General features: G+C 45.6%; 9 protein-coding genes. All 9 read left to right on the top strand.

Annotation, left to right across the window (positions count from 1 at the left end; genetic code table 11):
• The first annotated feature begins 166 nt into the window (after positions 1-166).
• The 9 genes from ACP8HI_RS20190 (at position 167) to ACP8HI_RS20150 (ending at position 15,819) form a co-directional block, all read left to right on the top strand.
• Entirely contained in the window at positions 167-5,344 is a 5,178-nt protein-coding gene (locus ACP8HI_RS20190) for a glycosyl hydrolase family 8 (protein WP_438347959.1), read from the top strand.
• Positions 5,345-5,621: 277 nt separating this feature from the next.
• Positions 5,622-7,382 (top strand): sensor histidine kinase, encoded by a 1,761-nt coding sequence (locus ACP8HI_RS20185; RefSeq protein WP_438347958.1) that lies wholly within the window; start codon positions 5,622-5,624, stop codon positions 7,380-7,382.
• Positions 7,375-9,009: a response regulator gene (locus ACP8HI_RS20180; protein ID WP_438347957.1), complete on the top strand. Its 1,635-nt coding sequence runs from the start codon at positions 7,375-7,377 to the stop codon at positions 9,007-9,009. Before ACP8HI_RS20185 ends, ACP8HI_RS20180 begins: the two co-directional genes overlap by 8 nt.
• Positions 9,010-9,116: 107 nt before the next feature.
• Positions 9,117-10,484 carry an ABC transporter substrate-binding protein gene (locus tag ACP8HI_RS20175; RefSeq protein ID WP_438347956.1) on the top strand — a complete coding sequence of 456 codons (1,368 nt, stop codon included), beginning with the start codon at positions 9,117-9,119 and terminating at the stop codon, positions 10,482-10,484.
• A gap of 86 nt (positions 10,485-10,570) precedes the next feature.
• Positions 10,571-11,467, top strand: coding sequence for a carbohydrate ABC transporter permease (locus ACP8HI_RS20170; protein WP_438347955.1), 897 nt, complete (start codon positions 10,571-10,573; stop codon positions 11,465-11,467).
• 15 nt (positions 11,468-11,482) lie between these two features.
• A complete protein-coding gene (locus ACP8HI_RS20165; RefSeq protein ID WP_438347954.1) occupies positions 11,483-12,352 on the top strand; it encodes a carbohydrate ABC transporter permease in 870 nt (289 codons plus the stop codon).
• Between the two features lie 44 nt (positions 12,353-12,396).
• Positions 12,397-13,401, top strand: coding sequence for a glycoside hydrolase family 130 protein (locus tag ACP8HI_RS20160; RefSeq protein ID WP_438347953.1), 1,005 nt, complete (start codon positions 12,397-12,399; stop codon positions 13,399-13,401).
• Positions 13,402-13,453: 52 nt separating this feature from the next.
• Complete coding sequence (locus ACP8HI_RS20155; RefSeq protein WP_438347952.1) at positions 13,454-14,839, top strand: FAD-dependent oxidoreductase; 1,386 nt, start codon at positions 13,454-13,456, stop codon at positions 14,837-14,839.
• A complete protein-coding gene (locus ACP8HI_RS20150; RefSeq protein WP_438347951.1) occupies positions 14,836-15,819 on the top strand; it encodes an SGNH/GDSL hydrolase family protein in 984 nt (327 codons plus the stop codon). Before ACP8HI_RS20155 ends, ACP8HI_RS20150 begins: the two co-directional genes overlap by 4 nt.
• The last annotated feature ends 278 nt before the right edge of the window (positions 15,820-16,097 follow it).

Below are 16,097 nucleotides of genomic sequence, written 5' to 3'. Positions count from 1 at the left end.
ATACGAGAAACAATGAGCAAACATGCGCTATATTAATATCATAACGGATCTGATACAAGATTCTAAATCTCTGCAGAAGGGAGAAACGGCTTGTTGATAAGAAAATGTGAGGAATGTGCACCCCAAAAGTTAAAGCGCTTTAATTACATGGGAAGGGGCTGAAATAATGAGATCGAAGAAGAAAAGTAATAATAACTGGAGTAAACTGACACTGATTGTAATGGCCTTCTTGTTGATCTTATGGCCATTACAGGGAGCTACATATGCAGATAGTACAATAGTAAATCCAGCGAATTCGTCTGGAGATATTATAGCCGAGTGGAATTTCGAGAACGAGGGAATGAATGGCTCCCACCCTGCTACTGGGGGTCTATACCAATCGTCCTCAATACTCCAGAATGTAGGCGGAAGTTTCGAGGAATATAAAGAAAAAAATAAAGAAATTAGCTACCAAGGCTGGGACAACGGCGTAGGTAAGAAATATTGGTTGGCGACAGTTTCAACGGCAAGCTATGGGGATATTACGTTGTCTTCCGAACAGAACTCGTCTGGTTCAGGTCCGAACGAGTTTAAGGTGCAGACTAGCACGGATCGTTCCGAGTGGACCGATGTGCCGAACGGCATCGTTAAGATGAATACCTCATCCAGCTACAACTGCATAACGGGTACCTGTAAGCTTGTCAATCTTCCTTTACCGGATGCAGAAGACAAGGATCTGTTGTACATTCGTTGGCTACTCAACTCGAACAGTGCAACCAACTCCAAAGACAATCCATCTGGCATTGGCGGAGGGGGATCTAGTAGAATACGGAATATTAGTGTGACCGGCGTGCCGATCCCTGGCAAAGATCCCGTTCATACAACAATGGATCTGATGCATCTTCCTGGCCAAGGGGTAGAGAAGGTATCAGTAACTGATCCGTTTATGGTCAAATTCAACAAAGGGGTCACTATAGTCGAAGATCAAGCCATTACTGTGATGGATGACCAAGGTCATACGGTTCTCGGCTTAAAGATCGTTGCGGAAGGCGACAAACTGCAGATCGAACATGACGCATTAACATACGGAACAACCTACACGGTTACGATTCCAAAAGCAGCGATTCAAGGCGAAGATGGTGTTCCGCTCGTTAGGGATATTACATGGAGCTTTACAACGCAGGCATCATCATTCATGCCGAAGCTCATTAATATGGCCTTTAATGGTGACCCAAAGACTAGCATCGGATTTGCATGGTATACGGACACCGCGACCGATACAATAGTACAGGTCGTTGAGGCTTCCCAGATTCAAGGAAATGAATTTCCGAAGGATAAGGCAACTGAGTATATTGGTCTTACAGAAAAGATATCTACTTATATGGGTAAGCAAGACAGAAAATCAGGAGATAAAACGACGTTCTTCAATCATAAAGTGACTGCGGATCAATTAAAGCCTGGAACAGATTATAAATTCCGTGTGGGGAACGGCTCTGAATGGAGCTCTGTCGGATCTTTCACGACGGATACGGTCACTCCTCAGTCATACCGGTTTATTGTCGGGTCCGACTCTCAGGCTTCAACTGAATCAGAGTTCGAGCCATGGGCGGATACGTTCAAGAAGGCATACGAACATATCGGTGATCCTAAGTTCCTCGTCAATGCCGGCGATTTGGTCGATAATGGCGATCTAGAAGAGCAATGGCAGTGGATGCTCGGCCTAGCGCAGGAGCATTTGTTGAAAGTTCCGTTTGTTCCAGTATTGGGTGGACACGAGATCACAGACTGGGACGGGGATGAGACAACTCCGAACAATAACTTTTACAATCACTTCAATCTGCCTCGTAAGGTCGTAGATGCTACACACGACGGCTCCGTGTATTCGTTTGAGTACGGAGATGGGCTGTATATGGTCTACAACTCGCAATTTGACGGGAAGATTAATGAGGATGGTAGTAAAGTCGATTGGGACAATGACAAGAAGGAACAATTTTGGAATCAAGTGAAGTGGATGGAGAATACGGTCGCAAAGAGCGATAAGAAGTGGAAATTCGTCATGTTCCACAAATCCCCGTATGCCGCTGGAGATAATTCAGCTCAATATGAGGGCGAGCGTGTTGAATTTTACAAGAAAAATCTGATTCCCGTCTTTGACGAACTTGGAATCGATATGGTATTTGAGGCCCATGATCATATGTATATGAGGTCTTTCCAAATGTACGGTGATAAGGTTATTGATCCGAAGGATTTGGAGAAAGACAGTGAAGGTAACGTCATCAATCCTAAAGGGACGGTTTACCTCATGTCGAATGCATTCGGAAATAAATTTTATTATAAGAATAATCAATATAAGAATGGTGAGGAAACGGGCTGGGAACCTGAAGAAATCATCGGTCCAGACGGACAGCCAATTCCTTACGACGACTACTTCGCGGCGATCGACGAACAGCCGGAGAAGAAAATGTTTACCGATGTGTCTATTTCAGATCAGGTTCTGAAATTTGACGCTATAACGGCAGCCGTCAAGGATGAAGGAAAGGAAGGAAAGGATGGTTATTTAAAAAACGGCTTGTTTGTATACGATCATTACGGAATTAAACGAACAGATGCCAAGCCGGACCGGGTGGAAGGGGCCAAAGTTGAGCTACAAGGCAACAAGGCGGTACTTACCTGGAACGCACCATCGTCCAATAAAGAGCAGGTACGTGGGTTCCGAATATATGAGAAGGATGACAAGATCAGCAAGCATTGGAGCGAATATGTAGCCGTCACTCCAGATACGAAGCAATATAGCGTGACAATTGATAATTTGAATCCGGAAATTCAATACAATCTGAACATCAAATCGGTCGGTGTCAGAGATAATTCGGAAAAGGTAGAAGTCAGCACTCTGAAAGGTCCAACAGAAAATGAACCACCTTCGGCGCCAACTCATTTGGAAGGTAAGGCGGTGTCCCCTTTCCAAATTGACCTGACCTGGAAGGCCTCTGCTGGAATAGAACCAGCGGGTTACCAAGTTTATCGTAATGGCGATCTCGTTGGATCGACTAAGGAAGTATTCTTTAACGATATCGGTTTGATGCCGAATACAGAATATAAGTATACGATAAAAGCAGTTAATGAGAGCAACGTTGAATCGCTTGCGAGTGACGAGATCCGGTTGAAGACGAAGTCCTCGTACACAGGAAAGGAGATTCAAAAACCTTTCCCGCAGCATACTGTCTTCGCGGGTGACTCAATCAAGCCGAATCACCAACCACAGTCGCAAATCGATGCAACGGTGGCTGGCTTGTATGACGAATGGAAGGCAAAGTATTTGAAGAAGAATCCGTATCTTAATGCGACGACACCTTCTCAGTACTATGTATGGTATGCAGATGGAGATTGGTTCGAGAAAGAGCATGACGAAGAACTTAATGTTGATTTTGATTCTATAACCGTTTCAGAAGCCCATGGATATGGTATGTTGATTACCGCTAACATGGCAGGACATGATCCGGAAGCCAAGACTTATTTCGATGGATTGTACCGTTATTTCAGGGCTCATCCGAGCGCCATTAACTCTGATCTGATGGCTTGGAAGCAGGGAGATACCGGCGAGGGTATTGTAGATGTCAACGGCGTTGACTCTGCTACAGATGGGGACATGGATATCGCTTACGCCTTACTGCTTGCAGACAGCCAGTGGGGAAGTAACGGTGAAATCAATTATTTGGCTGAAGCCAAAAAGGTGATCAATGCCATTATGTTAGATGATGTAAATCATTCCGATTGGACGTTGAAATTGGCGGATTGGGTGGATGAAGATGATGCTGAGTACGGTAGCGCGACGCGTCCATCTGACTTTATGCTTCAACACATGAAGGATTTCCGCAACGTGACGGGCGATCGCAATTGGGATCGGGTGATCGACAAAACGTATTCGATCAGCAAGGAACTATACGATAATTTCAGTCCTAATGCTGGACTTCTCCCCGATTTCGTGGTGAAGAAAGATGGTAAATATGTTCCAGCAGAGCCGAATTTTCTGGAATCGGAAACAGATGGCGATTATAGCTACAATTCCTCCCGTACGCCTTGGCGTATCGGTACGGACTATCTCCTGACAGGAGATGACCGGGCGAAGGAGCAATTGAACAAACTTACACAATGGATCCGCAAGCAGACAAAGGATGATCCAAGCCAGATTATGGGGGGATATAAGCTGGATGGTTCAGCGCCATTGGTAGATTACGCGGATACTTCGTTTTCCGCGCCAATCATGGTCGGCTCGATGCTGGACGCAGGCAACCAGACTTGGCTTAACACTTTGTGGGATTACAATGCAGCAATCTCTACGAAGGATGATCTATACTTTGGAAACACGCTACGGTTGCTAAGCATGATAGTCGTATCGGGCAATTGGTGGACGCCGACTATCGTGGACGTCGAGGCTCCGACGGAAGCGACGATTGAAAAGGCGGTAGCTGTATCCGACACAGTCGTTGAGCTTAAATGGACGTCATCCTCCGATAACATGGGGGTTGTAGGATATAAGGTTTATCGTAATGATGCTGTCATTGGTACGAAGATCAATACTGAATATCGGGATAGCGGTTTATCGCCGAATACGAGTTATCGATATTTCGTGGTCGCTTACGATGCGGCCGGTAATATGTCCAAGATTAGCAATATTAGGGTCGTTTCTACGCTTTCCTCTACGGACAGTGGCACATGGAATGGAGGCCCGGGAAGCGGAAGTACTAACAACGGAAGCGGGGGTAAACCTTCAAGCCCAGTTCCTGTTCCAGATGTGCCGAAGAAACCTGAAGTTCGTTCATTCCGCGATGTAGATGCACGTTTCGATTGGGCGAAGACCGCTATTGAGCAACTAGTAGCTAAAGGTATCATCCATGGGACGTCGGATCAAACATTCGAACCTGGGCAAAAAATGAAAAGAGCGGATTTCGTTCTGATCTTGGTAAGAGCTTTTGACTTGAAAGCTGATGCTGGTACCAACTTTAAGGATGTTGCTCCAGGATCCTATTATTATGACGCATTGAGAGTCGCTAAGAAGATAGGACTTGTGACTGGAACTGGAGGAGACCGATTTGATCCTAAATCGCCTGTATCTAGGCAGGAAATGATGGTGCTGTTGACCAGAGCGTTAAAACTGGCAGGCAAATTGAACATCGAAGCGTCTTCTGATCTCAGTGGTTTCTCTGATGCAGCGAAGGTGGCTGAATATGCCAAGGATAGCTTTGCTGTATTGATCAAGGACGGGATCGTTGAAGGTGATGGCAACGCACTTCATCCTGAACAGATGGCGACCAGAGCGGAAGCGGCAGTTCTTGTATATCGTGTTATTCTGAAATATCTTTTATAAAATGATAGAAAGAATCAGGCTAAGCTGAGGCCTCTGAAAAACCTATGTTTTTAATTTTGCGAAATGAATTTCAATAAATAAAGGCGACTTCCCATTCAATTCTGAATGAAAAGTCGCCTTTATTTATGTTCATGGCCCCTTGCATATACATGCAGTGAAACTACTATTCAAGTACGGTAGATTCACTGTGTTTAAATTGCAGCGTTGTAGAAGGTGGAGTAGAGTGACATAATCAAGCTACATATTTTTTCGATGAGGACGTGATGTATTGGGTAGCATGAGAAGAAATTCATTACGTAATAAGCTGAAAGTTGCCTTTTTAGCTGTAATCATCCTTTCTATTCTTATTTCGGGCGGTTTCTCCTATTCCATAGCAACAACCGTTTTAGAGAAAAACGCGCTAAAGCTGACTCAAGATAACGTTGTGAAATCGGCACAAATCGTTGATGAGAAGCTAAATAAGCTATCTCTTATTATGATGACCTTTATGATTAGCCAGCCATTTAAAGAAATGCTGAAGGATGTTAATGCTGGTAACAGCAATAGATACTTTACCCATCTGTCCGAGCTCGATAACGTATTCTCTCAGGCTAGGATTGCTGAACCGTTAATACATTCCATCTATATAACAACGCCAATAGGAGCCTTTTATCCTCTATCCATGAACCTGAACAGGCAGGAAACTTTCTATAATAACATGTTGTATGAGCGAATTGAACAGGAGCAAAGAAACGTCTGGGTGGAGGGGCATGAGGATATGCTGTTCTCGGGAAAGGATCGTGTCATATCTCTGATCATGGAGCCGATATTTGATACGCCGGTCAAAGGGGTGTACATCGTCGTAAACATTCGTGAGGACGGGTTGCGTAAGCTACTAGGTAGCGAATCGGAAGAGGGAGCTGCGCGGTTATTATTGAATGCTGAAGGTGTACCTGTATATGCAGTAAAGAATGCTCTTATTGAGCAGGCTGTGAGCAATGGTTATCTGACAGAGTGGATGACGAATAAATCGACGGAAGGCAATTTGTATGAGCTCAATAATCAGTCTTATCTACTGAATTATGCCAAGCTTGAGATCGCTGATTGGACGATGCTAACCCTTCAATCCAAGGATCACGTGCTGAAGGATATGATCTATGTGAAGTGGATGATACTCTTTATTACTGTATGCGCATTCATGGTTGCTGTACTGATCTCTGGAGCGTTTACCAGCTATTTATTGAAGCCGTTGCAAGGATTACTTAAGGTGATGAAGCGTGTGGAAAGTAATGATCTGTCTGCCCGTTTTGAGAGCGGGAGTGGGAGTTCTAGCGGTGACGAGTTGACGCAGGTGGGTTATCGCTTCAACCGGATGCTCGAGCAGATCGTGGTACTTATCGAAGAGGTGAAAGAGGCAGAGACGAATAAACGCGCTGCGGAGATCAAAGCGCTGTCTGCGCAGATGGACCCCCATTTCTTATACAACACACTTAACACAATTTATTGGAAGCTCAATCTGAATCAGGTGAAAGAGTCGCAAAAGATGGTAGTTTCACTTTCTAGGTTATTTCAGCTTGGACTTAACAATGGGCATGAGATTACAACGCTGGCTAAGGAGTTGGAGCATGTGCGCCAGTATTTGGAGCTTCAGAGCTACTGTTATGTGGACTTGTTTGAATATGATATTCAGATTAAAGACAGCTCTCTACTCCAGATGTCGGTGCCACGAATAGTGCTGCAGCCACTTGTAGAGAATTGCATCCTACACGGATTCCGTGATGCGGAAAATGGTGGTGTAATAACGATAATGATTGAAGAGGATCATGCCCACGAAGAATGGACGATTACAGTCCGGGATAATGGGCAGGGAATGGAAGAAGAGCAGGTTAATGCACACGAGCGCCAGAATTCGGAGCACGGATATGCGATCACTAATCTGATTAGCCGGTTGCAGCTCTATTATGGGGATCAGGCGAGACTGAACATTGAAAGCATATTCGGTAAAGGGACTGCAGTTATCATTTCTTTACCTCTGAAAGGAGAACATCACGATGTATAATCATGAACTGATCAGTCTTTGCATTATCGATGATATTAAAAGCGTGGTTGATGGGTTAACCGCTATAAATTGGGCGGAGCACGGGATCAGGGTAGAGGGAGTCTCAACAAACGGTGTTGACGGTCTAGAATTGATCAGTCGGGTTCAGCCGGATTTGATTATTACGGATATCCGTATGCCCAGAATGGATGGGCTAACGATGGTTCGTTCTATACTCGGACAGAACCAGACGTGTAAGATCATCATTATTAGTGGCTATGCCGATTTCGATTACGCGCAGCAGGCGGTCCAGCTCGGTGCCTTTAATTTTGTTGTTAAGCCCTTTACCGAAGAAGAAATCATGGATGCTGTCCTACAGGCGAAGGAACAAATTATTCAAGAGCGTTCTAAGCTCCTTAGTCTCCGAGAGATGGAGATTAAACTACGGGAGAGCATGCCTGTACTCCGTCAGGAATACTTCGCGCTACTTGTCAGCCACCGAACTCCCTGGGAGCAAGCTGTTAAGCGGTGGGACTTCTTGGGTATTAATCTAGAGCATACTGGATTCGTCGTCTTGTTAATTGAGATAGATAAGTTTCAGGAGCAGATTTCGGATTATTCGGTTCATGAAGTGGAGCTTATTAGGTTCTCTCTTCACAACATTACGGAAGAGACGATTACGGAGCACACGCGTTGTGTTGTCTTCCGTGCAAGACATAATCGATTTCTGGCGGTCATGAATGATTCTAAATTTTTGAATCCTACAGAACTAGCGGAATATGTCTGCAGAAACATTGAGCGATATACTAAATTCACTGTTTCTGTCGGTGTAGGCGGAAGAGTGGAACAGACCAGTGAACTACCCGATTCCTACCGGCAAGCAGACCGTGCGCTGGCGTATCATCTGTTCACAGAGGGCAATACAGCCATTGCTTATGATGAGTTGCCTATGACGGGGAGGCAGGAACCCTTTGCACTTGAATATAAGGATGAATTGCTACTTGCTCTACGTTCAGGTAACAGTCAGCGGGCTGAAGTTATCTTGGCTGATATTTCGGTCTCGTTGCAAGCGATGGTCTCGCATTCTAATCCGGATTATCTGCTTAGCTTGTATGATGAGCTAGCTGCCTCGGCGATCCGTAGCTTTTATGAACTTGTGCCGTTTCCAGATGTTCAGCCGCTCGTCCTGCACTTCAAGACGATTAGGGGAAATGCTGGGCTTCCACTATCTGTTCTGGAGCAACAACTTTTGACGTTATGTAGGGGGGGAGCAGAGCTCGTAAGGGGAAATTCGTTATCAGACGGACAACGGATTATTTATGAGTCGCTCAACTATATCAAAGGACGCTTGTCCCATGATGTAACGGTAACCGAATGCGCAGCGCATGTTCATTTAAGCAATAGCTACTTCTCCAGTCTATTCAAAAAGGTAACGGGGATGACTGTCACGCAGTATGTAACCTCAGAGAAAATCCATAAAGCCAAACGGTTACTGGTGGAAGGTATACCTGTTCAAGAGGTAGCCGCTTCCGTAGGCTATGAGGAACGACGGTATTTCAGTGAAATGTTCAAAAAAATAACAGGAATGACCCCATCCGAATTCAGGGCGGGCTATCATCCGGGTACGACTAATGATAAAAGGCAATAGAATTCTATCCCTGGAGAGTGAGGTTACCTCACTCCTTTCTATTTGTACCTTCCATATAATAAAGGAGTAGGAAACGAAGAAAATACGAATTAAAAGGGGCAAAAGTAATGTGGAAAAAGGTTGGAATATTTAGTTTAAGTCTTACCCTAGCATTTGGATTGATAGGCTGCGGTGAACCTGATAATAAAACAGTAGAAGCGGAAGGTGGAAAGTCTTCGGAACCTGTACAAATTAAATATTGGACCGATGACCGTCACGATCAGGAATATATCAAGGAGCTAATCACGAAATTCAATACGACGAACGAGGATAACATTCAGGTAGAGCTGACTGTGATGTCCGAGAATTACACTCAAAGTGTGGATATTGCCTTCTCCAGTAAACAAGCGCCAGATGTACTGCGATTAAAGAGTGCTAATACCCAAGCCTTTGTGAAAAAGGGATATCTGGCACCGATTGACTCTTATTTGGATGATGCTATGAAGGATAAATTTGCTTCTACATTCATCGATGGAGTTAACCGTTTTGATGACAAGTTGTATTCGTTACCCAATACGGGCCTGACTTTAAGACTTGTGTACAATCAGGACCTATTCGAGAAAGCGGGTATTGATGGTCCACCGGCTTCCCTTCAGGAGATGGTCGATGATGCTAAGAAAATTACAGAGGTTGGCAAGTCAGAGGGTATTTATGGATTTGCTCTGAACTTCAAAAGTCCAAAGCAGGCATTTGACCGTTCCATACGTGAAATTCTCTCGCTTAGTGGGTACCAGGGACTGGGTTATGATTTGAAAACAGGTCGATTCGACTTCGCCCCCTACTCACAAGTTATAGAGTATTTCAAGCAAATGTATGAAGAGGGCAGCATCCTTCCGGGTGCGGAGACATTGGATATCGATCCTCTGCGCGCCCAATTTGCGGCTGGGAAGATCGGAATGTATCTCTCATTCTCTACGGAGCCGGGAGTATATCAGGACCAGTTCCCGATAGAGAACAAATGGTCCGGAGCATTAGCTCCAACAATTGATGGACAGATCAAGGGAACCTCTGAGATCGTTTCTGCGGGGACTTGGCTCGGGATCAGCAATGAATCAGCTAATAAGGAAGCTGCATGGAAGTTTATGGAGTATATGTATGGTGATGAAATTCTAACTACTTATCATGAGAGTGGATTCGGTATTGCTGTAGTACCAAGTATTGTGGAAAAGGCTGAAAACCCAAATATCGCCGGAATGGAAGGATTTCTTATCGGAGAACATGATTCCCTATGGCCTACATCTCCAAGTGTTACACCAGAAGGTGCTGGTTACGCAGATGAGTTCTTCAAATATATGCTTGAAGGCGGGGATTTGCAGAAAATCACTGAAACCCTGAATACACGTTACAATGCAGCTTTGACCAAAGCTGTAGAAAAGGGCGAAGCGAAAGTTACGCCGAACCCGACATTTGATCCAAGCAAACCGCAAGGAGAATAACAGGTCAGGGGCCTCGAGTGAGCGGTTGACGAAGGGCCCCTTTATTGTTCCTAAAAGGTTACATTTGAGCTTAGGAGGATAACACCATGTACAAACGGAGACGGCTAGGAGAGAACTCTTTATTCCTTTTTCCAAGCGTCATTCTTACCCTGGTTCTGGGGATCTACCCATTAATCTGGATGCTGCGCTATATGTTCTATGATTATGCAGGCTATGGCAGTGCCTTGTTTATTGGTCTGGACAATTTCAGACGACTGGCGGGAGATACGTTATTCTGGGAATCGGTCCGCAATACTTTTGTATTCGCCGGAGGCAAGCTACTACTTACAATACCGCTATCTTTACTGCTTGCAGTACTTCTGAATGGCAAGCTACGCGGTCGAAACTTCCTGCGGGGCATTTATTTCATGCCGACAGTGGTAAGTACAGCAGTCATTGCTGTCGTGTTTTATAACATTTTCAATTCATATAACGGAATGATCAATCAACTATTAATGAAATATCATATCATCAGCCAGCCGATTGATTGGCTTGGGCCAAAGTATGCGATGATGACGGTTATTATTGTGGCGGTATGGGGGGCAGTAGGTAACTATATGCTGCTGTTTCTGGCCGGATTGCAGAATATTCCGCAGGATTTGTACGAGAGTGCTTCAATAGATGGAGCGAATGCTGGACAACGATTCTGGTACATTACGATCCCCATGCTTGGTCCGGTCATGCAGATGATTATCATGCTTGCAATTATTGCCTCTCTTAAAGGGTATGAGAGCATTATGGTCATCACCGAGGGTGGGCCGATCGGCAAGACGGAGGTCATGTACTTGTATCTGTATAAGCTACTCTTCCCCGTATCGACAGGCTCGCCTGTAGAGCAGCAGATCGGTTACGGTAGCGCCGTTGGATTTGCCACTGCTATTATCGTTGGAGGAATCACTGCCATTTACTATTATTCAACCAAAAAAATGAACAAGGTATTCTAGGAGGCGAGTCAAGACATGAACGAACAGGTTGGATCTGGGAAAGAATCCGCGCGGGTTGGGAAGGTCTTTGCCCGCACAATAATGTGGCTGTTTCTACTCGCTACGGCTCTGCTTACCTTATTCCCATTGGTAATGACGATCTCGGGCTCCTTGAAAACAGGCGCAGAGATGATGAGTGGTGGCGGCTTATTCCCTAAAGCATGGCAGTTCAGTAACTATGCAGAGGCATGGAAACAGACGAATTTCGCTCGTTATACTTGGAACAGTGCATTTCTAAGCACCACGGTTACGATAGGCACATTGCTAGTAGCAGCAATGGCGGCCTATGTGGTAGACCGAAGGGACTTCCCAGGGAAGTCGTTATATGTAGGAATTCAGGCTTCAACGATGTTTATATCCGTCGGTGCTATTGTGCTACGACCACAATTTGATTTAATGGTTCTTCTGCACTTAAATACAACGCTGTGGGGTGTTATTCTCATCCTGATCAGCGCGCATTCTAGTACCTTTTTTATTCTGATGGGCTTCTTTAAGGCGATTCCAAGAGATTTGGATGAAGCAGCCATGGTAGATGGATCTGGCTTTATCCGCACTTTTTTTAAGATTATTCTGCCTCTTCTCACGCCTGGGCTGGGGGTTGCTGGTCTGTTCGCTTTTCGGCACGCATGGAACGAATATATTTTACCGATGGTCTTTACGATGACGAATCCGAACTTACAGACCCTAACGGTAGGGTTAGCTAATCTTCGTTATGGCTCATCAGCAGCGATGCAGATTCACCTGATGATGGCAGGTGCATGTCTGTCCATCTTGCCTATGCTGATCGTTTATGTTCTGGCAAATAAAACATTCATACAAGTCACAGCGGGGTCGGTTAAAGGGTAAAAGTCACATCATTAGAATACAAACCTATCAAAGGAGAATCTTCCATGAATAAGTTCAATATCGGTCCACTACAATCCAGTCCTCTGATCCAGCGACATCCACATAATCCTGTGTTAGCACCAACGGATGTACCCTATGGTCCGGCGCTTGTGTTTAACGCAGGGGTTACGAAATTTAGAGGGAAGTACGTTATGGTGTTTCGCAATGATTATGGTGATGCAGATAAACAAACGGTATTTGCGCACAGCACGACGAATTTAGGGCTGGCGTTCAGCGATGACGGAATCAAGTGGGATGTTAAGTCTGTTCCATGTTGGACTTGGAACGATGAAGAAGTTATCCGCGTCTATGACCCGAGATTAACTGTTATTGATGATAAATGTTATATATGCTTTGCCGTAGATACGAAGCATGGACTGCGCGGTGGGATTGCGACAACCGAGGACTTCGAGAACTTCGAGGTACTCAGCCTTTCTTTACCGGATAATCGTAATATGGTTCTTTTTCCAGAGAAGATTGGCGGGAAATATGTCCGGTTGGAACGACCTATGCCGGTTTACAGCCGGGGAGGTATCGATCGGTTTGATATGTGGATGAGTGATTCACCGGATCTACGGTATTGGGGAAATTCGCAACTTGTGCTTGCCGTGGAGAATGTCCCTTTTGCCAATGATAAGATTGGTCCCGGTGCTCCTCCAGTGAAGACGAAGCATGGTTGGCTGACCACGTTTCATACCACCGATCTTGATTTCAACCGCGGTAAGAATGGCTGGGAGGACAGTTGGAAGAAGCGCTATACTGCGGGAATTATGCTACTTGATCTAGAGAATCCGAGTCGAGTGATCGGTATGGCGGCATCTCCTCTAATTGCACCTGAGGCATCCTATGAGATTGAGGGTGGTTTCCGCAATCATGTTATATTCCCTGGTGGAATGATCCTTGAGGATTCAGGAGAGGTCAAAATTTACTATGGTGCGGCAGATACCGTTGAGTGCTTGGCGACAGCGCATGTTGATGATTTGATCCGTCTCTGTCTGGAAGGAAAGTAAGTTGTTGCTTGATGAAATCCATTCTATATCACATTGAGGAGGAGAATAACTAATGAGTGAGAACCAAATCACATGGCCTGCGGAGAGCATACCTGTATCACGTGAAGTTGATGTTGTCGTTATAGGTGGTGGTGCCTCCGGTATAGCAGCTGCGATAAGTGCAGCTGAAGGGGGAGCCCGCACGATGCTAATTGAGCAAAGAGGATTCCTTGGTGGGATGGGAACCGTTGCGCTTGTTCCTGCATTCTGTCCATTTACGGATAAGGAGAAGCCGATTATTCGCGGTATCGGCATGAAGCTTATGGAGCGGATGAAGACGGCTTGCAACGATGATTATCGCAAAGAATACGGGGATACCCTAGATTGGGTGCCTATTGACCCAGAGGTGTTGAAGCGGGTATATGACGATGCTGCTATCGAAAGCGGAGTTTCGTTGCTCTATCACACATTTGTCTATGATGTCTTGTTATCGAAAGATAAGAGAAGTATCGAAGGCGTTGTCATTGTGAATAAAACAGGACGATCTTTCGTCCGTTGTAACTATATTATAGACGCCACTGGAGACGGGGATATCGCGGCATTAGCCGGGGTTCCGTTCCAGAAGGGTGGAGAGCAGGGGGAGTTGCAACCGGGAAGTATGTGCTATTTGCTGGCGAATGTAGACAAGCCAAGGTTCAATCAGTTTCTGCAGGAGAGCGGGGATACGGGACAGCTACATGCAACTGTTGAGAAGGCTATGGCTGAGGGAGCTCTTCCCGAGGGGCGGAAGTCCATATCTGGACTCGCATGGGTTAATGACTATTTAGTAGGTGTGAATTTCGGCCATGTCTTTGGGATCGATGGAACGAAGGCGGAAGATTTAACCCGCGGAGCTATTGAAGGCCGCAAGACCGCAGAGCGCCAAGCGCAATTCTTCCGGGCGTATGTACCAGGATTTGAGAATGCACATATGGTGGCGAGCGGAGAGCAAGTAGGTATTCGTGAGACACGGCGGATTCAAGGGGATTACGTGCTTACGGCTGAGGATTTCATGGAGGCACGCTCATTCCCAGATGATATCGCCCGCAACGCCTACTATATTGATATTCATTTGGCGAACAGTAAGAGCAATATGACCTTCACTCATTTACCTCCGGGCGTTTCGCATGGTGTGCCTTACCGGGTTCTTCTACCAGTAGGTATCGATAATCTGTGGGTTGCAGGTCGTTCGGCTTCCTGTGATCGAGTGGTTCAGGGTTCTCTACGGGTGATGCCGAATTGCTTCTCCATGGGTCAAGCATCCGGATCGGCTGCAGCCATGGCGCTTCGTACATCTTCAACATCGCGGGATATTTCTATACCGAAGCTGCAGCAGTTACTACTGGAGCAGGATGTATGGCTTGGAGACAATTTCACTTCTTCAGCTCACATCAGGTCGGAAGAGGGAATTAGCTTGTGAAGTCACTGCCTCTAACTGATGAATGGTTCTTCGGTGCAGTATCACTTGAACATACGGAAGCAGGGATCAAACCTTGGCGTATTCCTTATCAGGATTACGAGCTGTATCCACCGGACGGGATAAACGGTAAGGCAGCCATTTGTGCTGGCGTGCGTCTGCGGTTACGTTCAGATTCGACGATTGTTGCCCTGTCATATACTCCATTGGAGGATCAGGCCACTTTAGATTGTATCGCTGATGGTAAGCTTTACTCGGTGAAGCGTGCTCAGGGAAGTACGGAAGTGGTATTCGAAGGATTACCTGTTGGAATGAAGGAGATTGAGATTTACCTACCGCAAAATATAGGTCTGACTATAAGTGGATTGAAGATTGAAGTGGCATCTCAGTTTGAAGTTTCACCAGATGTACGACCGAAATGGGTAACTTATGGCAGCTCGATTACTCAGTGTGTAGCTGCTTCAAGCCCTTCCCGAACCTGGCCCGCAATCGCTTCGGTGGAGGGCGGATACAATCTGACATGCCTAGGCTATTCAGGTAATTGTCATCTGGAGCCCATGATTGCTCGGCTTATACGAGATTTACCAGCCGATGTCATTACTCTTTGCGTAGGCATCAATGTCTATGGTGCTGCTTCGCTTAGTCCACGTACGTTTAAACCAGCGTTAATTGGAATGTTGGACAATATTCGCGAGAAGCATACAACTACACCGTTGTTTGTGATTTCACCGATCTATGGTTCGGAGCGTGAAGTGGAGGAGAATGAATTAGGCTTCACCTTGCCAATGATGCGGGAGGATATTCGTCAGACCGTTGAATTGCTACAGCAACGTGGAGATCATCATATCTTTTATCGGGATGGTTTAGAATGGTTCGATGGATCTGATGAGGAATATTTATCAGACGGTCTTCATCCGGATGCGGCAGGCTATGAGCTTCTTGGGTCTCGCTTCATGGAGCGGATTATACAGAATAACGGATGAATGGTGATGCAAGTGGTATTTGGCTGATAAGCTGAAGGAAACGACAGCATGATGCTGGAAGAGTTATGATTGGATAGGGGTAAACTCAAAATATAGCAGTCTGCTCACAGGGACTTAATGGGGCCGTCTCTTCGTAGTATTAACTACGGAGAGACGGCCTTTCTTTATAAAGGTATCCTTGTATAAGGGATAGCAGGAATTGCAACTTTGATATGGAACTTATTTAAGAAGAATGAATTGCTAGAAACGTACAGTGAAGAAGTCATTAGAAAGGGATG

The organism is Paenibacillus sp. FA6 (assembly GCF_051550225.1).
In the GTDB taxonomy this organism is placed as follows: domain Bacteria; phylum Bacillota; class Bacilli; order Paenibacillales; family Paenibacillaceae; genus Paenibacillus_AQ.
The sequence above is the reverse complement of the archived record's forward strand: the minus strand, read 5'-3'. Positions and strand labels throughout refer to the sequence as shown.

What these genes read in the sequence shown, in the direction of transcription:
- ACP8HI_RS20185 (WP_438347958.1), top strand. Translation starts at nt 5,622, where the DNA reads ATGAGAAGAAATTCATTACGTAATAAGCTGAAAGTTGCCTTTTTAGCT.
- ACP8HI_RS20160 (WP_438347953.1), top strand. Translation starts at nt 12,397, where the DNA reads ATGAATAAGTTCAATATCGGTCCACTACAATCCAGTCCTCTGATCCAG.
- ACP8HI_RS20190 (WP_438347959.1), top strand. Translation starts at nt 167, where the DNA reads ATGAGATCGAAGAAGAAAAGTAATAATAACTGGAGTAAACTGACACTG.
- ACP8HI_RS20155 (WP_438347952.1), top strand. Translation starts at nt 13,454, where the DNA reads ATGAGTGAGAACCAAATCACATGGCCTGCGGAGAGCATACCTGTATCA.
- ACP8HI_RS20175 (WP_438347956.1), top strand. Translation starts at nt 9,117, where the DNA reads ATGTGGAAAAAGGTTGGAATATTTAGTTTAAGTCTTACCCTAGCATTT.
- ACP8HI_RS20180 (WP_438347957.1), top strand. Translation starts at nt 7,375, where the DNA reads ATGTATAATCATGAACTGATCAGTCTTTGCATTATCGATGATATTAAA.
- ACP8HI_RS20170 (WP_438347955.1), top strand. Translation starts at nt 10,571, where the DNA reads ATGTACAAACGGAGACGGCTAGGAGAGAACTCTTTATTCCTTTTTCCA.
- ACP8HI_RS20165 (WP_438347954.1), top strand. Translation starts at nt 11,483, where the DNA reads ATGAACGAACAGGTTGGATCTGGGAAAGAATCCGCGCGGGTTGGGAAG.